Genomic DNA, 25,787 nt, shown 5'->3' with positions numbered 1-25,787 from the left:
CTCGCCCTGGAAAAAACCAGGCGGGGGCGCGCCAGACGCACCCCCGCGTTTTACCACATCAGGCCGCGCCCTGGCCCTCGGCCAGGAAGAACCAGGTCTCGAGCACCGAGTCCGGGTTCAGCGACACGCTTTCGATGCCTTGTTCCATCAGCCACTTGGCAAGGTCCGGGTGGTCCGATGGGCCCTGGCCGCAGATGCCGATGTACTTGCCGGCCTTGTTGCACGCCTGGATGGCGTTGGCCAGCAGTTTCTTCACCGCCGGATTTCGCTCGTCGAACAGGTGAGCGATGATCCCCGAGTCGCGGTCCAGGCCCAGGGTCAGCTGGGTCAGGTCGTTGGAACCGATGGAGAAGCCGTCGAAGAATTCCAGGAACTCTTCGGCGAGGATCGCATTGGACGGCAGTTCGCACATCATGATCACGCGCAGGCCGTTGTCGCCGCGGGCCAGGCCATTTTCGGCGAGCAGGTCGATGACCTGGCTGGCTTCGCCCAGGGTACGCACGAACGGCACCATGATCTCGACGTTGGTCAGGCCCATTTCGTTGCGCACACGCTTGAGCGCACGGCATTCGAGCTCGAAGCAGTCACGGAACGATTCGCTGATGTAACGCGAAGCACCGCGGAAGCCCAGCATCGGGTTCTCTTCTTCCGGTTCGTACAGCTTGCCGCCGATCAGGTTGGCGTATTCGTTGGACTTGAAGTCCGACAGTCGCACGATGACCTTTTTCGGGTAGAAGGCTGCCGCCAGGGTACTGATGCCCTCGACCAGTTTCTCGACGTAGAAACCGACCGGGTCGTCGTAGCCAGCGATGCGCTTGTCGACGCTTTCTTTAAGCTCCGGCGGCAGGCCGGCGTAGTTCAGCAGCGCCTTGGGGTGCACGCCGATCATGCGGTTGATGATGAACTCCAGGCGCGCCAGGCCGACACCGGCGTTGGGCAGCTGGGCGAAATCGAACGCGCGGTCCGGGTTGCCGACGTTCATCATGATCTTGAACGGCAGCTCCGGCATGGCATCGACCGAGTTCTGCTTGATGTCGAAGCCCAGTTCACCTTCGAAGATGAAACCGGTATCGCCTTCGGCGCAAGACACGGTTACGCCCTGGCCATCCTTGAGCAGCTGGGTGGCGTTGCCGCAACCCACGACGGCCGGGATACCCAGTTCACGGGCGATGATCGCCGCGTGGCAGGTACGCCCGCCGCGGTTGGTGACGATGGCGCTGGCCCGCTTCATCACCGGTTCCCAGTCCGGGTCGGTCATGTCCGAAACCAGCACGTCGCCCGGCTGGACCTTGTCCATTTCGGACACGTCCTTGATCACGCGGACCTTGCCGGCCCCGATGCGCTGGCCGATGGCGCGGCCTTCAACCAGAACGGTGCCCTTCTCTTTGAGCAGGTAGCGCTCCATGACGTTGGCGCTGGCACGACTCTTCACGGTCTCAGGGCGGGCCTGGACGATGTACAGCTTGCCGTCGTCACCGTCCTTGGCCCATTCGATGTCCATCGGGCGCTGGTAGTGCTGCTCGATGATCATGGCCTGCTTGGCCAGTTCATTGACTTCGGCATCGCTCAGGCAGAAGCGCGCACGCTCGGCACGGTCGACTTCGACGGTCTTGACCGAACGACCGGCCTTGGCCTCGTCGCCGTAGATCATCTTGATCGCCTTGCTGCCCAGGTTGCGGCGCAGGATGGCCGGGCGGCCGGCCTGCAGGGTGTTTTTATGTACGTAGAATTCGTCAGGGTTGACTGCACCCTGCACCACGGTTTCGCCCAGGCCGTAGGCGCCGGTGATGAACACCACGTCGCGGAAGCCCGACTCGGTGTCGAGGGTGAACATCACGCCGGCGGTGCCGGTTTCGGAGCGGACCATGCGCTGCACGCCGGCCGACAGGGCCACCAGCTTGTGGTCGAAGCCCTGGTGCACGCGGTAGGCGATGGCACGGTCGTTGAACAGCGAGGCGAACACTTCCTTGGCCGCGCGGATCACATTGTCGACGCCACGGATGTTGAGGAAGGTTTCCTGCTGGCCGGCGAACGAGGCGTCTGGCAGGTCTTCGGCGGTGGCCGAGGAGCGCACGGCGACGGCCATGTTGTCGTTACCGGCGGCCATTTCGGCGAAGGCCGTACGGATTTCCGAATCCAGGCGCGCCGGGAACTCGGCTTCCATGACCCATTGGCGGATCTGCGCGCCGGTCTTGGTCAGGGCATTGATGTCGTCCACGTCCAACGCATCGAGCGCGGCGTGAATGCGGTCGTTCAGCCCGCTCTGCTCGAGAAAGTCACGGTACGCCTGAGCCGTAGTGGCAAAGCCGCCCGGCACCGACACGCCGGCACCGGCGAGGTTACTGATCATCTCGCCCAGGGATGCGTTCTTGCCCCCCACATGCTCCACATCATGGACGCCGAGCTTATCGAGGGAAACTACGTACTCTACCAAGGTGATCTCTCCACTAACTGTATTGGAAAAGCTCAAAGGGCGCCCGCCTGCCTTTTGACTGGGCCGGGCGCTTGTGGCCTGTACCTGGAAAATAAGTGAGAATGCCGACAGCCGCATTCGGCAAACCGAACTTATCATATCCAAGAAACGTCATCAGCTTAAGGCCCAGATCGCAAATGAAACGAACCGCGTTCTTTATCTCCGATGGCACCGGCATCACAGCCGAAACCCTGGGCCAAAGCCTGCTCGCGCAATTCGATAGCATTCCGTTCAACAAATTCACCCGCCCGTACATCGATACGCCGGACAAGGCGCGGACCATGGTGCAGCAGATCAATGCGGCCGCCGAACGCGACGGCATGCGCCCGATCATCTTCGACACCATCGTCAACCAGGACATCCGCGAGATCCTGGCGACGTCGAACGGCTTCATGATCGACATCTTTTCGACGTTTTTATCCCCGCTTGAGCAGGAATTGACCGCCCATTCGTCGTATTCCGTCGGCAAATCGCATTCGATCGGCGGCAATTCCAACTACATGGAGCGCATCGAGGCGGTGAATTTCGCCCTCGATAACGACGATGGCGCGCGCACCCACTACTACGACAAGGCCGACCTGATCCTGGTGGGCGTGTCACGTTGCGGCAAGACCCCGACATGCCTGTACATGGCCATGCAGTTCGGCATCCGGGCGGCCAACTACCCGTTGACCGAAGACGACATGGAGCGCCTGCAGTTGCCGGCGGTGCTTAAAAAACACCATAACAAGCTGTTCGGCCTGACCATCGACCCCGACCGCCTGACCGCCATCCGCCACGAGCGCAAGCCCAACAGCCGCTATTCGAGCTTTGCCCAGTGCGAGTTCGAGGTACGTGAGGTCGAGAGCCTGTTCCGCCGGGAGAACATTCCCAACATCAATTCCACGCATTTTTCGGTGGAAGAGATTTCGGCGAAGATCCTGGTGGAGAAAGGTGTGGAGCGGCGCTTCAAGTAGCCCCCGACAGTACACGCCCGTCAAAGCGCCCGTGAATGAGTCACGGCCTGAGCATGGCCGCGCCTGACAGAGGCCCGGCAAGCGTAATAGAATCGCCCGCGAATCAATCTCACAAGGAGGTGTTGTATGTCGCGTTTCATGAAAGGTGCCGCAGTGGGCGCGCTGGCCGGCCTGGCCATTCCGGTGGCCGGGCTTTCCGGCCTGGCAACTGCTGGCCTGGGCTTGTCGATGCTGTTGGCACTGTTCGATGTCGGCCCCGCGAAAATGCCGCATGCCTCACTGTGGCAGTTGCTGACCAGTGGAACCATGCTGGCGCTACTGATCGCCGCAGCGATCTTCACGGTATCGTTCAGGTTCCTTGCCCAGTTGCAGGTGCAAAGCAAGGCGCTGGTGGCTCAAATCAACGCCAGCGAAGGGCTTGCTCTCGATGCCGGACACCTGCTGGGCTACCCGTCACCGGGTTTCGTGGTATTCGACCCTAAGAACCGCAAGGTGGCGGTCTGCTCGCTGATCGATGACAGTTACCGCATCCATGATTATTCCTGGGTCATCGGTTGGCAAGTGACCTGGCGCGCGTCTGAGAGCATGGAAATGGGTGGCGGCACCCGTCAGGTCAATGCCTCCGGCATGAGCGCCCCGACGTTCGAGCGCACGGTTCGGCTCAAGGATTTCGCCATCGAGCTGACGGTGGCTGACCCTGACCGACCGATTCTCAAATTCCCGATGAGCCGCAAAGCCACGCATGCCTGGACGGCACGCCTGGCGGCGTTCTTCAACTGACGCATCGTGCCCTCGGGCAAATGAAAAAGCCCCGGCATCACTGCCGGGGCTTTTTCATTTCAGCCTGAGGATCAGGAAGGCACCACCGCCGCCTGCCCACTCATTGCCAGGTCGACCAGCTCGCGGTTGGCCACCGCGTACATCGCATAGTCAGTCCCCGTGGCATTGCGCAGGTCGTCCAGCATGGCGCGCCAGCGCTCGACCATCACCCGGTGCTGCTCCGCCCACAAGGCCACGCGGGCGTCCATGTCTTCGGGGGCATCGGCCATCTGCAACACGGAAATGGTGATCGACCGCTGCTGCAGGTCGATGTCGTCGCGGAACGCCTCGCGGGCCAGGGCCTGCCAGTTGTTCTCCACCGGCAGGTTGCTGATTTCCTGCAGGTACCAGGTCAGGTCCAGCGAGCTGCCCACGGCGAAGAACGCCTTGGCCACCTGCGCAGGATCATGCCCGGTAACGTCGGCCGCCTCGATGATCGGCAGCAGCGTGTACAGGTGGCTGGTGCCCGCCACCATGCGCGCCAACAGCTCCGGCACACCGGCGTCGACGAAACTCTGGTAGCGGACCATCCAGCGCTCGCGGGTCGGGCCTTCCAGCAGCTCGTCGAGCTTCAGGCCCAGCTGCGCGATCTTCGGCCCGAAGTGCGCGGTGTCACGCCCGGCATCCTGCTCGTTGCGGCGGCTGCGCAGGAACCAGCGGGTGGCGCGGCGGCCCAGGCGCATCAACTCGTCCATCAGGGTCAGCTGGATTTCCGCCGGCACCTGGTAGTCCAGCGCCTCGATCTGGCGGAACCAGTGCGGCAAGTGGAAGATGTCGCGCACAATCACATAGGCCCCGGCGACGTTGGCCGGGCTCATGCCAGTCGACTCTTTGAGGCGCTGGACGAAGGTGATGCCCATGTTGTTGACCAGGTCGTTGGCGATCTGGGTGCTGACGATCTCGCGTTTCAGGCGGTGGCGGCGCATGGCCTCGGCGAACTTGCTGACCAGCGACGGCGGGAAGGCGGTTTCCATGTCGCGGGTCAGGTAGTCGTCGTCCGGCACCTGCGATTTGAGCAACTGCTCCTTGAGGTCGATCTTGCTGTACGAGATCAGCACCGACAGCTCGGCACGGGTCAGGCCCTGGCCGGCAGCCAGGCGCTCGGCCAGTTGTTCCTCGGACGGCAGGAACTCGATGGCCCGGTCCAGCTTGCCGCGCCCTTCCAGGTCAGCCATCAGGCGCTTGTACTCGGCGATGCGTTCGCGGGCGCGACGCGCCGCCAGCGATAGCGCCTGGGTCTGCTTGTAGTTGTTGCCCAGCACCAGGCCGCCCACTTCGTCGGTCATGCTGCCGAGCAGCTGGTTGCGCTGCTTCTCAGTCATGTCGCCACCCTGCACCACTTCGTTGAGCAGGATCTTGATGTTGACCTCGTGGTCGGAGCAATCCACGCCGCCCGCGTTGTCGATGAAGTCGGTATTGGTCGCACCGCCGTTGAGGCCGAATTCGACGCGGCCAAGCTGAGTCATCCCCAGGTTGCCACCCTCACCCACTACTTTGCAGCGCAGCTCGTTGCCGTTGACCCGCAATGCATCGTTGGCCTTGTCGCCCACATCGGCGTGGCTTTCGGTGCTGGCCTTGACGTAGGTGCCGATGCCGCCGTTCCACAGCAGGTCCACCGGCGCCTTCAGCAGCGCATGCAACAGCTCGGTCGGGGTCAGGCGGTCGGCCTCGATGGCGAAGCGCGCTTTCATCTGCGGGCTGATGGCAATGCTCTTGGCACTGCGCGGGAAGATCCCGCCGCCTTCGGACATGATGCTCGTGTCGTAGTCGCTCCAGGCCGAACGAGGCAAGTCGAACAGGCGCTGGCGCTCGGCAAAGCTGGTGGCCGGGTCCGGGTTGGGGTCGATGAAGATGTGCAGGTGGTTGAACGCCGCCACCAGCTGCAGTTTGTCCGACATCAGCAGGCCGTTGCCGAACACGTCACCGGCCATGTCACCGACGCCGATCACGGTGATCGGGTCCTGCTGCACGTTGATGCCACGCTCGCGGAAGTGGCGCTGCACGCCCACCCATGCGCCGCGGGCAGTGATGCCCATCTTCTTGTGGTCGTAGCCGGCCGAACCGCCCGAGGCGAACGCATCGCCCAGCCAGAAGCCGTAGTCGATGGCGATACCGTTGGCGATGTCGGAGAAGGTGGCAGTGCCTTTGTCGGCCGCCACCACCAGGTACGGGTCGTCGTCATCGTGACGCACCACGTTGGCCGGTGGCAGCACGCCGCCGTCCTTGAGGTTGTCGGTGATGTCGAGCAGGCCGGAAATGAAGATGCGGTAGCAGGCCACGCCTTCGGCGGCGATTTCGTCGCGCGTGCCGCCCAGCGGCAAGCGCCGTGGCAGGAAGCCGCCCTTGGCGCCGACCGGCACGATCACCGAGTTCTTCACCTGCTGGGCTTTGACCAGGCCAAGCACCTCGGTGCGGAAGTCTTCCTCGCGGTCCGACCAGCGCAGGCCACCGCGGGCGACATTGCCGAAGCGCAGGTGCACGCCCTCGACCCGTGGCGAATAGACGAATATCTCGAACTTCGGCACCGGTTTGGGCAATTCGGGAATCAGCTTGGGGTTGAACTTGAAGCTGAAATACGACTTGTTCTGGCCGTTGGCATCGGGCTGGTAGAAGTTGGTACGCAAGGTGGCCTTGATCAGGTCCAGGTAGCGACGCAGGATGCGGTCTTCGTTGAGCACCTGAACCTCGTCCAGGGCACTGAGGATGGCCTGTTCCAGGCGCTGCTGCTTGTCGTCCAGGTCATCGACCGTGAGCTTGCGCGCCAGGTAGAAACGGGTCTTGAATAGCCGCGTCAGTTCGCGGGCGATGTCGGTGTGGTTGTTCAGGGTGCTGGCGATGTAGCCCAGGTCGAAGCCCAGGCGGATCTGCTTGAGGTAGCGGGCGTAGGCGCGCAGCAGCGCCACGTCGCGCCATGGCAGGCCGGCGGTGAGCACCAGGCGGTTGAACGCGTCGTTCTCGGCATCGCCCTGGACGATATGGATGAAGGCGTCCTGGAGCACGTCATTGAGCTGCTGGATGTCCAGGCTCAGTCCTTCGCTGTAGGTGAAGGCGAAGTCGTGGATCCAGTACTCGCGGCCACTGGCGTGGCGCAGGCGATAGGGGAATTCGCCGAGCACACGCAGGCCGAGGTTCTCCAGGATCGGCAGCACGTCCGACAGCGCCAGCGGGGTGTCGGCATGGTACAGCTTGCAGTGCAGCAGGCGGTCACCCAGGCGGGTCAGCGGCTGGTAGAAACTCATCGCCAGCGGCCTGCTCTCGGACAGCCCCAGCACGTGCTGCAGGTCGACCACCGCCGAGTGCGCGGCGAAGCGCTCGCGGTATCCGGCCGGGAAGCCTTTGGGGAAGTCGGCAAGGATGTTGGTGCCCTGGGCTTCACCGAAGTTCTCGACCACCAGCGCCGAGTAGTCGTCATGCCACGAGCGGCAGGCCTGGATCACTTCGTTTTCCAGTTGCTGCGGGTCGATGTCGATGCGGTTCTTCGGGTCGACCCGCAAGATCAGTTGCACGCGCGCCAGCACCGACTCCGAGAAGAACGTCCAGAACTCGCAGTCGCTGGCCTTGAGGCGCTCCATCAGCACCTGCTGGATCTTCTGCCGCACTTCGGTGGAGTAGATTTCCCGTGGCACATAGGCCAGGCAGTAGCAGAAGCGCCCGTAGGGGTCTTTGCGCAGGAACACGCGGATCTTGTTGCGCTCCTGGATCTGCACGATCGACATCACGGTGCTGAACAGCTCGTCGATCGGGGTCTGGAACAGGTCGTCGCGCGGCAGCACTTCGAGCACCTGCGCCAGCTCCTTGCCCAGGTGCGCCTTGGGGTCGAAGCCGGAGCGGCGTTCCACTTCAGCGACCTTGACCCGAATGTAGGGGATGGCATGCACGCTCTCGCCATACACCGAAGAGGTGTACAGGCCCATGAAGCGGTGCTCCTTGACCACCTTGCCGTCGGCGTCCAACTGGCGGATCGACACGTAGTCCGGGTAGGCCGGGCGGTGCACGCGGCTGGGCAGCGCGGCTTTGGCGAACGACAGCAGCAGCGGCTCGGCGAGGTAGGCCACGGCGTAGTCTTCGATGCGCAGCTCTTCGGCCGTCAGGCCCACGCGCAGGCGACGCGGCAAGCCGAGGAACGACTGCTCGTCGTAGACCATCTGGCCGCCGTCACTGCCGGCCTGCACGGTGAATTCTTCATAGCCGAGGAAGGTGAAATGGTTGTCCAGCAGCCATTCGAGGAACGCCTTGACCTCACCCTTTTCATGTTGCGCCGGGGCAAAGGCGGTTTGCTCCACCTGCGCCACCACTTCCCGCAGCTTGGCTTTCATCGGCTCGAAATCGGCCACCGCCACCCGCACCTCGGCCAACACCTGCTCGATTTCGCGGGTCAGCACGTTCAGTTCGGCGGCATTGGCGCAGCGGTCGATTTCCAGGTACATCAGCGACTCATGGCGCACCCCTTCGCCCTGGCTGCCCTTGGGCAGCAGTTCCAGCAGCTGCCCCTTGGCGTCCCGGCGCACACTCAGCACCGTGGTCTGCAGGGTGTGGATGCTGTAGCCACGGCGGTTGAGTTCGGTACGCACCGAGTCGACCAGGAATGGCAGGTCGTGGTGCAGCACCTCGACCACGGTGTGGGTCGATTGCCAGCCATTGCGTTCGTAATCGGGGTTGTATACCCGCACCTGCGGTTGCTCGGGGTCAAAGCGCTCGATGATGCGCCAGGCAGACAGGGTGCAGCCGGCCAGGTCCGACAGCCTGCGCTGGGTCAGCTCGTCCATGGAAATGATGCCGAAGAACTGCTCGGCGAACAGCGCCACTTGTGGCAGTGACTGCTCGCCGATGTGCTGCGCCAGGGCCGCTTGCAGTTGATGCTGGAAGTCGGCTTTGCTGGCTGCGGTGAAGAACGCCATCTGTGGTACTCCGCTTGGGCTTTGTAATAATTGAAGCGTCGCGTGCGTCCGACGATTACCGATCAACGATAGCCAACCTCTGGCAAGCCGGACGCCAATGTTCAGGGCTCGCGGAAGCTTAACGACTGATGGGTCATCGACGCTTGCGGCGCTGCGACAATTTCGGTCAAGGGGGGGTAACTTTACGTTTATGGATGCGCCCAAGGCTGTCAGAATTCACTTTCGTTTCCATTGACCCGAGCCGCCCCCATGCAAATCAACACTGCCCTGCTGTTCGCCACCCCTTGCGACGACGAGGAAGACAACATGGCGACCCTGTGTTGCCACAGCGACAAGGGGCAGATGTTCTTGCTGACCCGTTATCCGGATGAGGACACCGTCGACCTGACCCTGGACGATGAGCCGTCGACGCTGGATGGCCTGAAGGTGACCTTGAGCGCCCAGCGTTTGCTGATCGAGGTGGCTGCGGGTGATCGCGATGCGTTGAAGGGGGATGAAACGCTGGAGATCGTGCTGACTTCGGCGGGGACGGACCTGGAAGAGGTTGCGCTGACCTTGCAGAACATCCTCGAAGGCACGGGCACCTTCGTCAGCGAGCTCTGAGGTTTTCAGTTCCGGCCCTTTCGCCGGCAAGCCGGCTTCCACACTGACGGCGGCGCTGCCTCAACCCTGTGGGAGCCGGCTTGCCGGCGATGGGCCATCACAGGCAATGCATCACGGACTGAAAACATTGACAGTCGACAGCCACCACAGGCATTGTCTGACAACCTGACCACTAGGCAACCGTTTCCATGTTAGAGCTCCAGCGCCCCGATACCTTGGTCGAACGGGTTGTCAGCGCCATCCGCGCAGAGATCGATTCCGGCCGCCTGGCCGCCGAAGCGCGCTTGCCCACCGAACAGCAACTGGCCGAACAGCTGAACGTCAGCCGCTCGGTGGTGCGCGAGGCCGTGGCGCAGCTCAAGGCCGATGGCGTGCTGATTGCCCGCCGCGGGCTCGGCTCGTACATCTCGAAAACGCCCAGTGGCACGGTGTTCCGCTTCCCCGGCAGCAACGGGCGCAAGCCTGACCTGGTGCAGATGTTCGAGATGCGCCTGTGGATCGAAACCCAGGCCGCCGCCATCGCCGCGCGCCGCCGCGACGAACAGGACCTGGCGAACATGGCCAAGGCCCTGCAGGAAATGCTCGACAAGCGCAGCGACTTCGCCACCGCTTCGGCCGCCGACGTGGCCTTCCACCGTGCCATTGCCGAAGCCAGCAAGAACGATTACTTCGTGGCCTTCCATGACTTTCTCGGTGGCCAGCTGGCCAGCGCGCGGCGCAACGCCTGGGAAAACTCTGCCGCGCATTCGGTGGGTGGTTCGGCCGATGCCAACCGTGAACACCAGGCGCTGTACCAGGCCATTGCCGACGGTGACCGCCAAGGCGCCGCAGCGTGCGCCGAAGCGCACCTGCGCGCCTCGGCCAAACGCCTGAAAATCGACCTCCCCACCCTCGACTGACAGCGCAGAACCCACCGCGGCCTGACGCGGCCTTTTTCACGCATTACTTAGTCTGACAACCTGATAAGCAGATCAACCGACAAGAACATCAAGGTACCCTGCATGACTTACGATTACTGCATCATCGGCGGCGGCATCGTCGGCCTGGCCACCGCGATGGCCCTGCTCCAGCAGCGCCCCGTCGCGTCATTGCTGATTCTGGAAAAGGAAGCCAGCCTCGGCCGCCACCAGACCGGCCACAACAGCGGCGTTATCCATGCGGGCATCTACTACGCCCCAGGCAGCCTCAAGGCCGAGCTGTGCAAGCGCGGCGCCCAGGCGACCAAAGACTTCTGCACCGAGCACGGCATCGCTTTCGACGTCTGCGGCAAGCTGCTGGTGGCGTCCAACCCGCTGGAGATGCAGCGCATGCAGGCTCTGCATGAACGCTCGCAGCAGAACGGCCTGAAGGTCGAACGCCTCGACGCCACCGAGCTGAAGCACCGCGAGCCCAACATTGCCGGCCTTGGCGCACTGTTCGTCGATGCCACCGGCATCGTCGACTACAAGCACGTGTGCGATGCCATGGCCAAGGTCATCGAACAGGCGGGCGGCGAAGTGCGCCTGTCTACCACCGTGCGGGGCATCCGCGAGCTGGGCGAGCATGTTGAAATTCGCGACGACGGCCACACCTGGCGAGCCCGCCAGCTGGTCGCCTGCGCCGGCCTGCAGTCCGACCGGCTGGCACGCCTGGCCGGCGTGAAGATCGACCATCAGATCATCCCCTTTCGCGGCGAGTATTACCGCCTGCCGGCCAGCAAGAACCAGATCGTCAACCACCTGATCTACCCGATCCCCGACCCGGAACTCCCGTTCCTCGGCGTGCACCTGACCCGCATGATCGACGGCAGCGTTACCGTCGGCCCCAACGCGGTGCTGGGCTTCGGCCGGGAAAACTACCGCAAGTTCGCAGTGAACTGGCGCGATGTGGCCGAGTACGCACGCTTCCCAGGGTTCTGGAAAACCATCTGGAACAACCTGGGCTCGGGCACCACCGAGATGAAGAACTCGTTGTTCAAACGCGGCTACCTGGAGCAATGCCGCAAGTACTGCCCATCGCTGCAGGTCGAGGACCTGCTGCCCTATGAAGCCGGCATCCGCGCCCAGGCTGTAATGCGCGACGGCACCTTGGTGCACGATTTCCTGTTCGCCGAAACCCCGCGCATGGTGCATGTCTGCAATGCCCCGTCGCCGGCTGCCACTTCGGCTATCCCGATCGGCCAGATGATCGCCGAAAAGATCCTCAAGGCCCGCTGAACCCTGCTGCACCTCACTATAAAGACAATAAGGAAAACCCCATGTCGGTACACGAGGCGGCCCCGGCCGCGAGCGAGACCCCGCAACAGCAACGCAAACGCCTGCGCAAGGTGGCTGCGGCGACCATCTTCGGCTCCATGCTGGAGTGGTACGACTTCTACCTCTACGCGACCATGGCGGCGATCGTGTTCTCGAAGATCTTCTTCGATGCCAGCAACCCGGCGGTGGCCTCGCTGCTGGCCTTCTCCACGTTCGCCATCGGCTTTGTCGCGCGCCCGTTCGGCGGCATCCTGTTCGGTTACCTGGGCGACCGCTTCGGCCGCAAGCATGTACTGGTGATCACGTTCTGCATGATGGGCATCTGCACCGCGCTGATCGGCCTGATCCCGAGCTATGCCGCGATCGGCATCTGGGCGCCGATCCTGCTGGTGGTGATCCGCATCATCCAGGGCCTCGGCGCCGGTGCCGAGCTGTCTGGTGCGGCGGTCACCTCTTACGAACATGCCAGCGAAGGCAAACGCGGCAGCCAAGGCGCCTGGCCGGCATTGGGGCTCAACCTGGGCTTGCTGCTGTCGTCGCTGACCGTGTACCTGCTGACCATGAATGGCAACGAATTCCTCCTGGCCGGTGGCTGGCGCATCCCGTTCATCGCCAGCATCGCCTTGGTGGCGATCGGCTTGTGGGTGCGCAAGAGCATCCCAGAAACGCCTGACTTCAAGGAACTCGACAAGGCCGACGACAAGCCGCAGATATCGCCTTTGAAGCTGTTGTTCAAAAATGACCTCAAGGGGCTGGCCGTGGTGTTTTTCGTGGCCATCGGCTACAACGCACTCAGCTACATCTTCAAGACGTTCTCGCTGGCCTACCTGACCCAGTTCAAAGGCGTTGAAGCGCATGTGACATCGCTGTCGGTGACCATCGCCAGCTTGGTGGCGATCTTCGCCGTGCCGTTCTTCGGCTGGCTGTGCGACCGCTGGAGCAGCAAGACCGTACTGATGCTTGGCGGGGCGCTGTCGGTGCTGTTCGCCTACCCGTTCCTGCAATTGCTGAGCACCGCAGAGCCCATGCTGATCTATGTGGCCATTGCCATCGGCACCGGTATCCTGGCGCCGATGATGTTCGCTCCGCAGGGCTCGTTCCTCAGCCGCCAGTTCCCGACCCAGACCCGCTCGTCGGGCTTTGGCACCGGGCGCGAGATCGGCACGGCGGTGGCCGGCGGCCTGGCGCCGCTGGGCGGGCTGGCGTTGGTGGCGAGTTCGGCGACGCATTCCACCGATGGCGTGGCGGTGATCCTGGCGATCGCCGGGGTGCTGGTGGTGGTGTTCGCCCTCTGCGATCAGGGGCGCAAGCATTCCCGTTCGAAGAACTGATCAGTTCAGGCAGTGTCGGCGCCCCCACGGATAGATTAAAGTATCCCCCCCTGCCAGGTCGGTTGCCTTTCGTGCCCGCCCTGGCGCTATTCCAGGAACCGCCACCGATGGAACACCGTGAAGCGCTGATCGCGCTACGCACCTTTCTTTCCTCCCAGATCCTAGGCCAGGAGAAGCTGGTCGAGCGGCTGTTGATCGTGCTTTTGGCCGACGGCCACATGTTGGTCGAGGGTGCGCCGGGCCTGGCCAAGACCAAGGCCATCAAAGAGCTGGCCGAAGGCGTCGAGGCGCAGTTCCATCGTATCCAGTTCACCCCCGACCTACTGCCTGCCGACATCACCGGTACCGAAATCTATCGCCCGGAAACCGGCAGCTTCGTGTTCCAGCAGGGGCCGATCTTCCACAACCTGGTGCTGGCCGACGAAATCAACCGCGCGCCTGCCAAGGTGCAGTCGGCGCTGCTCGAGGCCATGGCCGAGCGCCAGGTCAGCGTGGGCCGCAGCACTTACGACCTGTCGCCGCTGTTCCTGGTGATGGCCACGCAGAACCCGATCGAGCAGGAAGGTACCTACCCGTTGCCTGAAGCCCAGCTCGACCGCTTCCTGATGCACGTCAAAATAGGGTTCCCCGATGCCGCCGTGGAGCGGCGCATCCTCGCCCAGGCGCGCGGCGAAGCCCTGGGTGGTGAGGTCAAGCCCGAGCGGCGGGTCAGCCAGCAGGCGATCTTTGCCGCACGCAAAGAGATCCTCGGCCTGTACATGGCCGACGCGGTAGAGGAATACCTGGTGCAGCTGGTCATGGCCACGCGCACCCCGGCCAAGTTCGATGCCGAGCTGGCCGACTGGATCGCCTACGGCGCCAGCCCGCGTGGCTCCATCGCCCTGGACCGCTGCGCACGGGCCCATGCCTGGCTGGCCGGGCGCGACTTCGTCAGCCCCGAGGATATCCAGGCCGTGCTGTTCGACGTACTGCGCCACCGCATCATCCTGTCCTTCGAAGCCGAGGCGGCGGGGGTCGACCAGGACCGCGTGGTTCAGCGTATCCTCGACGTCGTCGCCGTTGCCTGAGCCCATGCCCACTGCGCAGCAGGCCGAACCCGGCATCCGCATCGGCCTCGCCGAGCTGATCGACATGCGCCACCGTGTGCGCGAAATCCAGCTGTTCTCCCGGCCCGGCCAACGCAGCCCACTGGTGGGTCTGCACCACTCCAAGCTGCGTGGCCGCGGTGTGGACTTCGACCAGGTGCGCGTGTACCAGGCCGGCGACGATGTGCGCAACATCGACTGGCGCGTCACCGCCCGCACCCAGGAACCGCACACCAAGCTGTTCCATGAAGAGCGCGAGCGGCCGATCTTCATCCTCGTCGAACAAAGCCAGCGCCTGTTCTTCGGCTCGGGCCTGCTATTCAAATCGGTACTCGCGGCCCAGGCGGCGGCGCTGTTCGGCTGGGCCGCACTGGGCCACAACGACCGCATCGGCGGGCTGGTGTTCGGCGACAACGAGCATCACGAAATCAAGCCACGGCGCAGCAAGCAGAGCCTGCTGCAGTTGCTCAACCGCATGGCCAAGGTCAACCAGGCCCTGCACACCGAAGCCGTGCCGCACGCCGACAGCCTGGGCCTGGCCCTGCGCCGCGCGCGTGAAGTGCTGCGCCCCGGCAGCCTGGCCATCGTCATTTGCGACGAGCGCTCGCTCAGCGCCCAGGCCGAACAGCACCTGGCAATGCTCTCGCGTCATTGCGACCTGCTGTTGCTGCCGGTGTCCGACCCGCTCGACCATGCCCTGCCCGCCGCCGGCCTGCTGCGGTTCGCCCAGCGCGGGGCGCAGCTGGAGCTCGACACCCTGGACGCCAACCTGCGCCAGGCTTACCGTCAACAGGCCGAGACACGCATCGAGCGCTGGGAGCTGATGGCGCAAAAGCTGCGCGTGCTGCTGATGCCGCTGAGCACCCAGAGCGAAATGATCGAACAGCTGCGCGAGTACCTGAATGCCCAGCGCCCTGGGAGCAGTCGATGAACCCACTGGATCAGCTGCAACCGCTGATCGCACCCGCGGCGATCGGCCTTTGGCCACCGGCGCCCGGCTGGTGGTTGCTGCTTGCCGTGCTGCCGCTGTTGGCCTGGGGCCTGTGGCGGCTGCGCCGTTGGCGGCCGGGCAAGCGCCGAGTAGTGCGTGCCGAGCAACCGCTCGACCCCGTGCGCGTGGAGGCCCTGGCCGAACTCGCCCGCCTGCCCCGCCCCTACGACAGCGCGCCAGCTGGCGCCTGGCTGCAGCAGATCAACGCACTGCTCAAACGCCTGTGCCGCAACCATTACCCAGGGGCCAACAGCCATACCCTCAACGGCCGCCAGTGGCTGGCGTTTCTTGACAACCGTTGCCCCGCCGCCGGCCTGACCCGCTGGATGGTCCTGGTCGAAGGCGCCTACAAGCCCGAGTGCAAGCTTGATGACAAGGCCATCGTCGGCTTGAGCCAGGCCGTCGAAACCTGGATTCGCAAACATGTTTGAACTGGCCTGGCCGTGGATTTTCCTGCTGCTGCCGCTGCCGTGGCTGGCGCGCCTGGTGCTGCCGGCCGCCGACAGCGGCGAGCCGGTGCTCAAGGTCGGCTTCCTCGACGAGCTGGAAGGCCTGGCCGGCCGGCGTGCACGCCTGAACCTGCCAACCTGGCGCCAACAGGCGCCGTTCGTACTGATCTGGCTGTTGCTGCTGCTTGCCGCCGCCCGCCCGCAATGGCTTGGCGAGCCGGTGCCAGTGGCCGCCAGTGGCCGTGACCTGCTGGTGGCCGTGGATGTGTCCGGTTCCATGGACTTCCCCGACATGCAGTGGAAGGACGAAGAAGTCAGCCGCCTCGACCTGGTCAAGGCGCTGCTCGGTGATTTCCTCCAAGACCGCAAGGGCGACCGCGTCGGCCTGATCCTGTTCGGCAGCCAGGCCTACCTGCAGGCACCGTTGACCTTCGACCGGCGCACCGTGCGCACCTTCCTCGACGAGGCGCAGATCGGCATCGCCGGCAAGAACACCGCCATCGGCGACGCCATCGGCCTTGCGGTCAAGCGCCTGCGCCAGCGCCCGGCACACAGCCGGGTGCTGGTGCTGATCACCGACGGCGCCAACAACGGCGGCCAGATCCACCCGCTGACCGCCGCCCGCCTGGCCGCCCAGGAAGGCGTGCGCATCTACACCATCGGTATCGGTGCCAACCCCGAGGCCAGCGGCACCCCTGGCCTGCTCGGCCTCAACCCGAGCCTGGACCTCGACGAAGCCTCGCTCAAGGAAATCGCCGACCTGACCCGCGGCGCCTACTTCCGCGCCCATGACGGCGCCGAGCTGGATGCCATCGGCGATACCCTCGACCAACTGGAACCTGTCGCCCAGCAGCCGACCCAGGCGCGCACGGCCAAGGCCTTGTACGCCTGGCCATTGGCCCTGGCGTTGCTGCTCAGCGTGCTGCTGGTGGTGGCGGTGCAATGGCCCGACAACCTGCTGCAACGGGCGCTGCGCAGGCCGCGCTTCCTGCAACCCCACCCGGAATGGCGTGACCGCTTGAAACGGCTGCGCCTTAGGAAGCGGCGATGATCGATCTCTGGCCGCAATGGTTGCGCCCGCTCTGGCTGCTGGTTGTGCCGCTGCTCGCCTGGCTGTTGTTCAAGCTGTGGCACCGGCGCAGGCGCGCCGGGCGCTGGCAGATGATCCTGCCGCAGGCGTTCCATCCGGTACTGCTCGGTGGCGGCAGCGGCAGCAACAGCAAGCTGCCGTGGATTGCCCTGGGCCTGGCTTGGTTGCTGGTTGTTCTGGCTTTGCTCGGACCAAGCTGGCAGCGCCTGGAAGAAACCCGCCAGCGCCCGGCCGACCCGCTGGTGATCCTGCTCGAACTGACCCCGCAGATGCTCGCCGAGGACACGCCGCCCAACCGCCTGCAGCAGGCCCGGCGCAAGGTGCTCGACCTGCTCGAGCATCGCCACGACAGCCAGACCGCGCTGATCGTCTACGCAGGCAGCGCCCACACCCTGGTACCGCTGTCCGACGACCTCGGCACCACGCGCAACCTGCTTGAGGCGATTGACCCATCGATCATGCCGCAACCTGGCCAGCGCGCCGACCTGGCGGTACAGAAAGGCCTTGCCCTGCTGGCGCAGAGTGGCCTGGGCCAGGGCCGCCTGTTGCTGGTCGGTTCAGCGCTGAGCGCCGCGGAACGCCAGGGTATCGCCCAGGCCCTCGGCCGCCAGGGCCCAAGCCTGCTGATGCTGGGCATCGGCACCCGCGACGGCGCGCCAGTACGCCAGGCCAACGGCGAATTCCTCAAGGACGACCAGGGTGGCATCCTCGTACCGCGCCTGGACAGCGCCGGCCTCAAGGCCTTCATCAACAGCACCGGCGGGCGCTACCGCCATGCCCGCATCGACGACCTCGACCTGCGTGGCCTCGGCCTGTTCGACAACCCGCGCATCCTGCGCAACGACGGCCAGAACGTGCAGCTCGACAGCTGGGCCGACCAAGGCTACTGGCTGCTGATTCCGCTGTTGCTGCTGGCTGCCTGTGCCGGCCGGCGCGGCTGGCTGTTCTGCTTGCCGCTGCTACTGGCGCTGCCGCAACCGAGCCAGGCCTTCGAGCTCAATGACCTGTGGCTGCGCCCCGACCAGCAAGGCCAACGCCTGCTGGAACGCAACCAGCCGGCGGACGCAGCCCGGCACTTTCAGGACCCGCAATGGCGTGGCATGGCCCTGTATCAGGCCGGCGACTACGCCGAAGCTGCCAAGGCCTTCGCCCAGGGCAATAGCGCGGCGGCCCACTACAATCGAGGCAACGCGCTGGCGCGCAGCGGTGAGCTGGAAGCTGCCCTGGACGCCTATGAGCAGGCACTGGAGCGCCAGCCCGACCTGAAACCGGCGCTGGACAACCAGGCGCTGATCCAGCAACTGTTGCAGCAACGTGAAGCCCAGGCCGAGGAACAACCGGCCAAGGACGATGCCCAAGGCACGCCCGGCAGCGAAACCGAGGGCAACAGCAGCTCGGCCAGCAACCCAGCGCAGGGCGCGCCCGGCGACGATGAACAGGCCAACCCCGGACAACCCGGCGAAGGCAACAGCAACAACCAGGCCACCCCGGGTAACCAGGGCGGCGATGACGACGGCGTGACCCAGCCGCCCCAGCGGCCGGTCTCGACCAGCCTCGACGCCGAGCAACGCCAGGCCCTGGAACAATGGCTGCGGGAGATCCCCGATAATCCGGCGGAGCTGCTGCGGCGCAAATTCTGGTATGAACAGCAATTGCATCAGGAAACCCCACGATGAGTCGCCTCGGCGTCTTTCTCCTCGGCCTTTTATGGGCCGTACTGGTCCAGGCCGAACCGACACTGCAGGCCAGCGTCGACCGCACCCGCCTGGAAGCTGGCGAAACCCTGGAGCTGACCCTCGAAAGCCAGGACGTGACCCAGTTCGGCAAGCCCGACCTGCGCGCCCTTGACGGCGACTTTGAAGTGCGTGGCACACGCCAGCTGAACAGCCTGCACACCCTCGACGGCGAAACCCGCGCCAGCACCCGCTGGATCATCACCCTGCTGCCACGGCGCAGCGGCAGCCTGCGCATCCCCGAGCTGCAACTGGGCCAGTCACGCAGCCAGGCCATCGACCTGCAGGTGCTGCAGGCCGACGCCAGCCGCCCGGACAGCGCCTCGCAGGTGTTCGTCGAAGCCACCTTGGACAACAACGAGGTGTACGTCCAGGCGCAGGCCGTGCTGACTTTGCGTATCTACCATTCGGTGTCGCTGTACGACGACAGCAGCCTCAGCCCGCTGCAGCTGGAAAACGCCAAGGTCGAACCGCTGGGCGAGTCGCGCACCTATGAAAAGGAAATCAACGGCGTGCGCCACGGGGTGATCGAGACGCGCTACGCACTCTACCCACAGCAAAGCGGCGACCTGGATATTCCACCGCTGACCTTCACCGCCACCGCCGCCGACAACGCGCAGCAGCCCCCCGGCAGCACGCGAGTTGGCCGCCAGGTACAAGTCAGCTCACTGCCACTGCGCCTGACCGTACGCCCTATCCCCGCTGCCTGGCCCGCCAATGCGCCGTGGCTGCCCGCCCGCAGCCTGAGCCTGGAAGAGCACTGGAACCCCGACCCCGGCAGCCAGCAGACGCAGATTGGCGACTCGCTGACCCGCAGCATCACCCTGCGTGCAGAAGGGCTCTCCAGCACCCAGTTGCCGCAACTGCCGGCCACCGAAATCGTCGGTTTGCGCCGCTACCCGGACCAACCGCTGCTGCGCAATGAAATCAACGAACGCGGCATGACCGCCAACCGCGAGGAGCGTGAAGCGTTGGTGCCGACCCACAGTGGCGAACTGGCCCTGCCAGCGCTGGAAGTCACCTGGTGGAACACCCGCGAAGACCACCTGGAGCATTCCAGCCTCCCTGCGCGCACGCTGAACGTGCAGGACAACCCGGCCTTGAGCGCCGAAACCCCGGTCGGCGACACGGGCAGCGCCAGCCACCTGCTCTGGCCCTGGCAGCTCGCCACCCTGGTGTTCGCCCTGACCACGCTGCTCGGTTTCACCCTGTGGTGGCGCGCCCGCTCGCAGCCAGCGGTGCTGCGCGCCGCGCAGGCAGGCCCAAGCCCACGCACCCTGCTGGACGACCTCAAGCGTGCCTGCCTGGCCAACGACCCACAAGCTACCCGCCAGGCGCTCGATGCCTGGGCGCGCCAGCAGCCGCAGACCCTGGCCGAAATGGCCGCGCGCTTCGTACCCTTGTCGGATGCGCTGGATGGGTTGAACGGGGCGTTGTACAGCGAGAGTGGCCAGTATTGGCAGGGCGAGGACCTGTGGCGGGCGATCGGCACCATCCCCCCGGCCGAGCAGGTGTTGTTGCCTGCGGGTGAAAACGGCAGTTTGCCGCCGCTCTACCCCAAGTAGAACAGCCCCCAGTTGAGTTACCATACCGCCCCTTCAAAGAGCCCATTCAAGCCAAGCACCCTGCTTGGCTGAATCGACACCGACAGGTCATCCATGCGTCTGTTTCACACCTCCGACTGGCACCTGGGCCAAAGCCTGCATGGCCAGGAACGCGACTTCGAACACGCCTGCTTCCTTGATTGGCTGCTCGGCCAGCTGCACCTGCGCCAGCCCGACGCGCTGCTGATCGCCGGCGATATCTTCGACACGGTCAACCCACCGGTCAAAGCCCAGGAGCGGCTCTACGACTTCATCGTGCAGGCCCACGAGCAACAGCCGAAGCTGGACATCGTGATGATCGCCGGCAACCATGACTCCGGCTCGCGCATCGAGCTGCCCGCCGCGCTCATGCGCCGTTTGCGCACCCACGCGCTGGGCCGCGTGCACTGGCTCGACGAAGGCCAGCTGGATGCCGAGCGCCTGCTGATCCCGCTGACCAATGGCCGTGGCAAGGTCGCCGCCTGGTGCCTGGCCCTGCCCTTCCTGCGCCCGGCCGAAGTCACCGGCCCGCAGCTGGGCGAGGACTACCTGCAGGGCATCACCCAGGTGCACCAGCAACTGATCGCCGCCGCGCAGAAAAAACGCAAGAAAGACCAGGCACTGGTCGCCATCAGCCACGCGCACATGGCCGGCGGCTCGGTGTCCGAGGACTCCGAGCGCAGCCTGATCATCGGCAATGCCGAAGCCCTGCCGGCCAAGCTGTTCGACAAGGCCATCAGCTACGTCGCTCTGGGCCACTTGCACAAGCCGCAGAAGGTCAACCGCGAAACCCGCATCCGCTACAGCGGCTCGCCGATCCCGCTGTCGTTCGCCGAAATCAATTACCCGCACCAGGTGCTGGAAGTCGAGCTGGACGGCGCCGAGCTGGTCAGCGTCGAAGCGCGCCCAGTGCCGCGCGCCGTGGCCCTGCAACGCATCGGCCCGGCACCGTTGGGCGAACTGCTGGAGCAACTCGCCGAGCTGCCGGTGATCGACCTGCTCGAAGACCCCAACCGCCAGCCCTGGCTGGAGGTGCGCGTGCGCCTGGACGAGCCGCAGCCCGACTTGCGCCAGCAAATCGAAAGCGCCCTGCACGGCAAGGCGGTGCGGCTGATACGCATCAGCGCCGAATATGCCGGCCACGGCAACGAGGTTGACAGCGAGCTGGCGTTCGTCGAGTTGTCGCAGATGACCCCGCAGGACCTGTTCAGCCGCGCCTGGGAACAAGCCTACGGCAACCCCGTCGACGAACAGGCCCTGGCCGACTTTGCCTTGCTGCTGCAGGACGTCCAGCTGGAAGAGGAGCAGCCATGAAGATTCTCGCCATTCGCCTGAAGAACCTGGCATCCCTGGCCGGCCCTGTGGAGATCGACTTCACCGCCGAACCGCTGGCCAGCGCCGGCCTGTTCGCCATCACCGGGCCGACCGGCGCCGGCAAGAGCACCCTGCTCGACGCCCTGTGCCTTGCCCTGTTCGGCACCGTGCCACGGCTCAACGACATCGGCCGCGAAGCCAAGGTGCCGGACGCTGACGGCGAAATCCCCACCTCCGACCCGCGGAACCTGCTGCGCCGCGGCACCGGCAGTGGTTTTGCCGAGGTCGACTTCGTCGGCATCGACGGCCACCGCTACCGCGCGCGCTGGGAGGCCAACCGCGCCCGCGACAAGGCCAACGGCAAGCTGCAGCACAGCCGCCAGAGCCTCTATGACCTGAACAGCGAGCAGGTACTGGGCAGCGGCAAGAACGAATACAAGCAGCTGATCGAGGCCCGTCTGGGCCTGAATTTCGAGCAGTTCACCCGCGCGGTGATGCTGGCCCAGAGCGAGTTCAGCGCCTTCCTCAAGGCCGACGACAAAGAACGCAGCGAGCTGCTGGAAAAGCTCACCAACACCGCCATCTACACTCGCCTAGGCCAGCGTGCTTTCAGCAAGGCACGAGAAACGGGTGAAGTACACAACGCACTGAAAGAGCGCGCCAGCCACCTGCTGCCGATGGCCGCCGAAGCCCGCGCCGAACTCGACCAGCGCCTGGAGCAGGCGCAGCAGCAGTTCAAGGCCGAGCAGGCGCACCAGCGCCAGCTGGAGCAGCAGCGCACCTGGCTCAACGAACAACGCCAACTGCAGGCCCAGCACAGCGAAGCCGGTGCGGCCTTGCGCACGGCCGAACAACACTGGCAAGCACTGGCCGAGCAACGCCTCGACCTGCAACGCCTGGAGCGCCTGGCACCTCAGCGCCACCAGTTCAACCGCCAGCAAGTGCTGGCCGCGCAACTGGCGCCATTGGCGGCGCAGATCGCCGAGCAGCAACACCAGCAAGGCGAGTTGCAAACGCGCACCGACGAACTGCAACAGGCGTTGCTCGCGGCTCGCCAGTCACTCGCTGACAGCCAGGCCCAGCACAGCGAAAACACGCCTCGCCTGCGCCAGGCCTTCGCCGGCCAGGACAGCCTGGCACGGCTGGACAGTGAGCTGACAGCACAACGCACGGCCAACCAGCAGGCCGAACAGCACGTTGCCGAAGGCCAGCAGCACCTGCAGCAGCTGGAAGAAAACCAGCAATGCAGCCTGCAACAGCTGGCACAGATTGATGAGGCGTTGACCGATAGCCAACACCTGGCGGGGCTGGCCAACGCCTGGCAGGCCTACCTGCCGCAGCTCAAGCAAGTGATGCTGATCGGCGGGCGTTTGACCAAGGGTCGCGAAGAGTTGCCAGGCCTGCAGGCTCAAGCCAGCCAAGCCAATGCTCAGTTGCAGGGCCAACGCGAGCATTACGCGTTGCTGTTCCGCGAAGCCAATGCCGAACCGCAAGCGCTGGCCGAGCAGATCGACCTGCTCGGCGGCATGCTCCAGGACAACCGCAAGCAGCAGCGTGCCGTCGAGGACGTATCGCGCCTGCATGGCCGCGAGAGGGAGCTGCGCCAGCAACTCGAAGCCGTGCGTGAGCGCCAACAGCACGCCATGCAGCAACGCCAGCAACTGATCGGCGAAGGCACTGCGGCCAAGGCCGAGCTGGAGGCGGCCGAGCAGGCGCTGAACCTTACCCGCCAACTGCTTGAACGCCAGCGCCTGGCACGCAACACCAGCGTCGAAGAGCTGCGTGCCCAGTTGCGCGACGGCGAACCGTGCCCGGTCTGTGGCAGCGCCGAGCACCCGTTCCATCAACCCGAAGCTCTGTTGCAGAGCCTGGGCCGACAGGATCAGGCCGAAGAGGACGCGGCGCAGAAGCAGGTCGAAAGCCTCAACGGCAAACTGGTGGAACTGCGCACCCAGCTAGGCGTGGTCAACGCCCAGCTCAAAGACTACCAGCAGCAACAGGTGCAGCTGGGCGAGCAGTTGCAGCCGTTGGTGGCGCAGGTGCAGGCACACAGCCTCTGGCCCGCCCTCGCGCCCCAGGACGACAAGGCCCGCACCGCCTGGCTGGCCAGCCAACTGCAGCGCCTGGACGATGAAATCGGCAAGGACGAAAAACGCCAGAGCGCCCTGCTCGCCCTGCAAAAGGATGCTGCCCGCCTCAACCAGCAATTGCAGGCGGCGCAAGAGGCGCAACAGCAGGCGCAGCGCCACCTGGACCAGCAGCACCAAGCCCTGGCCAACGATGAACAGCAGTTGCAGCAAGGCCTCGATGACCTGGCCAGCGTGTTGCCGGTCGATGTCCTCAAGGCCCTGAGCGACGACCCGGCCAACGCCTTCCTCGCCCTCGACCAGCAGATCGCCCAGCGCTTGCAACAGCTGGAACAGCGCAAAGACGAGCAGGAAGAACAACACGCACGCCAGGTGCAGTTGGACAAGCTGCGCGACCAGCAGCAAACACGCCTGCAGGCTCAGCAACAGTTGCAGCTCACCCTTGCCAGCCTCGAGGAGCAGCGCCAGCAGGCCCAGGCGGCACTCGCCGAGCTGCTTGGCCAGCACTCCAGTGCCGAAGCCTGGCAACAGTACCTGGACGTACAGCTGGAGCAGGCGCGCGCGGTCGATGCCGACACCGCCCAGCGCCTGCAGGAATTGCGCAATCAGGGCGTGCAACTGGCTGCCGAGCTCAAGGCCAATAGCCAGCGGCAGCAGGCGCTGGAGCATGAATGCCAGCAGCTGCACGGCGAGATCGTACAGTGGCGCAGCGAACACCCCGAGCTGGATGACAGCGGCCTCGACCGCTTGCTGGCCATCGACGATACGCAGCTGGGCGAACTGCGCCAGCACCTGCAAGGCGCAGAAAAAGCCATCGAGCAAGGTCGCGTACTGCTGCAGGAACGTGAACAGCGCCTGCAGCAACATGCCGCCCAGGTACAAGGTGAGCTACCCGATAATCTGGAGCAGACCCTGGCCGAGCTTGCGCAGCAGCTCAACATTCAGGAACAACAGTGCGCCGAACTGCGCGCGCAACAGGCAGACGACCAGCGCCGCCAGCATGCGCACCAGGCCCTGGCCGCCGAAATCGACCAGGCCTACCAGCAGTGGCAGCGCTGGGCACGCCTGAGCGCGCTGATCGGTTCGGCGTCCGGCGATGTGTTCCGCAAGATCGCCCAGGGCTATAACCTGGACCTGTTGCTGCACCACGCCAACGCCCAACTGCGCCAACTGGCGCGGCGTTACCGCCTGAAGCGCGGCGGCAGCGCGCTGGGCCTGCTGGTGTTGGACACCGAGATGGGTGACGAACTGCGCTCGGTGCACTCGTTGTCCGGCGGGGAAACTTTCCTGGTGTCGCTGGCACTCGCCCTGGGCCTGGCTTCGATGGCTTCGAGCACCTTGCGCATCGAGTCGCTGTTCATCGACGAAGGCTTCGGCAGCCTCGACCCCGAATCGCTGCAACTGGCCATGGACGCCCTCGACGGCTTGCAGGCGCAGGGCCGCAAGGTGGCGGTGATCTCCCACGTGCAAGAGATGCACGAGCGCATCCCGGTGCAGATCCAGGTACGGCGCCAGGGCAATGGCCTGAGTGATGTGGAGGTGTGCGGGTGATTCTCTACTCGTTCCGCCGTTGCCCATGGGCCATGCGAGCGCGCCTGGCCCTGCGCTATGCCGGGTGCGAGGTGCAAGTGCGCGAAGTAGCGATGAAGCACAAGCCGGACGAGCTGCTGGCCTTGTCGCCCAAGGGTACGGTGCCGGTGCTCGATACCGGTGACGGTGTGCTCGAAGAGAGCCTCGACATCATGCGCTGGGCACTGGCGCGCAACGACCCGCAGGACTGGCGCCTGCAAGCCGACCCCGTTGCCGCGCAGCAGGCCGAGAGGCTGATCGCCCGCAACGACAGCGCGTTCAAGGCGCAGGTGAACCTGTACAAGTATGCCGAGCGTTACCCCGAGCACTCACGCGAGCATTACCGCCAGCAGGCCGAGGCCTGGCTGGTTGAGCTTGAACAGTTGCTCGAGGGGCGGCCCTACCTGTTGGCCGAACACCCCAGCCTGGTCGACGCCGCGCTGTTGCCCCTGATGCGCCAGTTTGCCGGGGTCGAACCGCAATGGTTCGCCGAGGCGGCTTATCCGCAGGTGCGGAGCTGGCTGGAGGGGTGGTTGGCGTCCGAGTTGTTCAAGGCGGTGATGGCCAAGTAG

17 protein-coding genes are annotated in these 25,787 nt (G+C 64.9%); 15 read left to right on the top strand and 2 right to left on the bottom strand.

Going from position 1 to position 25,787, the window contains the following annotated elements:
* Positions 1 to 58: 58 nt before the first annotated feature.
* Positions 59 to 2,434: a phosphoenolpyruvate synthase gene (gene ppsA, locus ACIPIJ_RS05825; protein ID WP_401073698.1), complete on the bottom strand. Its 2,376-nt coding sequence runs from the start codon at positions 2,432 to 2,434 to the stop codon at positions 59 to 61.
* 176 nt (positions 2,435 to 2,610) lie between these two features.
* Here ppsA and ACIPIJ_RS05820 point away from each other — a divergent pair, with 176 nt between their 5' ends.
* Both ACIPIJ_RS05820 and ACIPIJ_RS05815 read left to right on the top strand, forming a co-directional pair.
* On the top strand, positions 2,611 to 3,429 hold the full coding sequence (locus tag ACIPIJ_RS05820; protein WP_012313507.1) for a pyruvate, water dikinase regulatory protein: 819 nt from the start codon (positions 2,611 to 2,613) through the stop codon (positions 3,427 to 3,429).
* A gap of 126 nt (positions 3,430 to 3,555) precedes the next feature.
* Entirely contained in the window at positions 3,556 to 4,209 is a 654-nt protein-coding gene (locus ACIPIJ_RS05815; RefSeq protein WP_401073696.1) for a hypothetical protein, read from the top strand.
* Between the two features lie 71 nt (positions 4,210 to 4,280).
* Here ACIPIJ_RS05815 and ACIPIJ_RS05810 read toward each other — a convergent pair whose 3' ends face one another.
* On the bottom strand, positions 4,281 to 9,146 hold the full coding sequence (locus tag ACIPIJ_RS05810; RefSeq protein WP_401073693.1) for an NAD-glutamate dehydrogenase: 4,866 nt from the start codon (positions 9,144 to 9,146) through the stop codon (positions 4,281 to 4,283).
* A gap of 249 nt (positions 9,147 to 9,395) precedes the next feature.
* Here ACIPIJ_RS05810 and ACIPIJ_RS05805 point away from each other — a divergent pair, with 249 nt between their 5' ends.
* The 13 genes from ACIPIJ_RS05805 to ACIPIJ_RS05745 all read left to right on the top strand — a co-directional run bounded on the left by ACIPIJ_RS05805 (position 9,396) and on the right by ACIPIJ_RS05745 (position 25,787).
* A complete protein-coding gene (locus tag ACIPIJ_RS05805) occupies positions 9,396 to 9,749 on the top strand; it encodes a hypothetical protein (RefSeq protein ID WP_401073691.1) in 354 nt (117 codons plus the stop codon).
* Positions 9,750 to 9,937: 188 nt separating this feature from the next.
* Entirely contained in the window at positions 9,938 to 10,648 is a 711-nt protein-coding gene (locus ACIPIJ_RS05800) for a FadR/GntR family transcriptional regulator (RefSeq protein ID WP_401073689.1), read from the top strand.
* A 102-nt stretch (positions 10,649 to 10,750) separates the two neighbouring features.
* Positions 10,751 to 11,944, top strand: a complete 1,194-nt coding sequence (gene lhgO / locus ACIPIJ_RS05795; protein ID WP_401073686.1) for an L-2-hydroxyglutarate oxidase — start codon at positions 10,751 to 10,753, stop codon at positions 11,942 to 11,944.
* Between the two features lie 41 nt (positions 11,945 to 11,985).
* On the top strand, positions 11,986 to 13,314 hold the full coding sequence (locus tag ACIPIJ_RS05790) for an MFS transporter (protein WP_401073684.1): 1,329 nt from the start codon (positions 11,986 to 11,988) through the stop codon (positions 13,312 to 13,314).
* Between the two features lie 107 nt (positions 13,315 to 13,421).
* Positions 13,422 to 14,381 carry an AAA family ATPase gene (locus tag ACIPIJ_RS05785; protein ID WP_401073681.1) on the top strand — a complete coding sequence of 320 codons (960 nt, stop codon included), beginning with the start codon at positions 13,422 to 13,424 and terminating at the stop codon, positions 14,379 to 14,381.
* A 4-nt stretch (positions 14,382 to 14,385) separates the two neighbouring features.
* Complete coding sequence (locus ACIPIJ_RS05780) at positions 14,386 to 15,330, top strand: DUF58 domain-containing protein (RefSeq protein ID WP_401073680.1); 945 nt, start codon at positions 14,386 to 14,388, stop codon at positions 15,328 to 15,330.
* The gene (locus ACIPIJ_RS05775; protein WP_401073678.1) at positions 15,327 to 15,821 is read left to right on the top strand and encodes a DUF4381 domain-containing protein; all 495 of its coding nucleotides are present in this window, start codon (positions 15,327 to 15,329) and stop codon (positions 15,819 to 15,821) included. Before ACIPIJ_RS05780 ends, ACIPIJ_RS05775 begins: the two co-directional genes overlap by 4 nt.
* Positions 15,814 to 16,890, top strand: a complete 1,077-nt coding sequence (locus tag ACIPIJ_RS05770; RefSeq protein ID WP_401073675.1) for a vWA domain-containing protein — start codon at positions 15,814 to 15,816, stop codon at positions 16,888 to 16,890. The genes ACIPIJ_RS05775 and ACIPIJ_RS05770 overlap by 8 nt, the downstream gene beginning before the upstream one ends.
* Positions 16,887 to 18,605, top strand: coding sequence for a tetratricopeptide repeat protein (locus ACIPIJ_RS05765; RefSeq protein ID WP_401073672.1), 1,719 nt, complete (start codon positions 16,887 to 16,889; stop codon positions 18,603 to 18,605). Before ACIPIJ_RS05770 ends, ACIPIJ_RS05765 begins: the two co-directional genes overlap by 4 nt.
* Complete coding sequence (locus tag ACIPIJ_RS05760) at positions 18,602 to 20,227, top strand: BatD family protein (protein ID WP_401073669.1); 1,626 nt, start codon at positions 18,602 to 18,604, stop codon at positions 20,225 to 20,227. Before ACIPIJ_RS05765 ends, ACIPIJ_RS05760 begins: the two co-directional genes overlap by 4 nt.
* 93 nt (positions 20,228 to 20,320) lie before the next feature.
* On the top strand, positions 20,321 to 21,559 hold the full coding sequence (locus ACIPIJ_RS05755) for an exonuclease SbcCD subunit D C-terminal domain-containing protein (RefSeq protein WP_401073666.1): 1,239 nt from the start codon (positions 20,321 to 20,323) through the stop codon (positions 21,557 to 21,559).
* Positions 21,556 to 25,197: an AAA family ATPase gene (locus ACIPIJ_RS05750; protein ID WP_401073663.1), complete on the top strand. Its 3,642-nt coding sequence runs from the start codon at positions 21,556 to 21,558 to the stop codon at positions 25,195 to 25,197. Before ACIPIJ_RS05755 ends, ACIPIJ_RS05750 begins: the two co-directional genes overlap by 4 nt.
* Positions 25,194 to 25,787: a glutathione S-transferase gene (locus ACIPIJ_RS05745; RefSeq protein WP_401073660.1), complete on the top strand. Its 594-nt coding sequence runs from the start codon at positions 25,194 to 25,196 to the stop codon at positions 25,785 to 25,787. Before ACIPIJ_RS05750 ends, ACIPIJ_RS05745 begins: the two co-directional genes overlap by 4 nt.

The organism is Pseudomonas sp. NPDC087185, assembly GCF_044744955.1.
Taxonomy (GTDB): Bacteria; Pseudomonadota; Gammaproteobacteria; order Pseudomonadales; family Pseudomonadaceae; genus Aquipseudomonas.
This window is presented reverse-complemented; position numbering and strand designations above follow the sequence as displayed.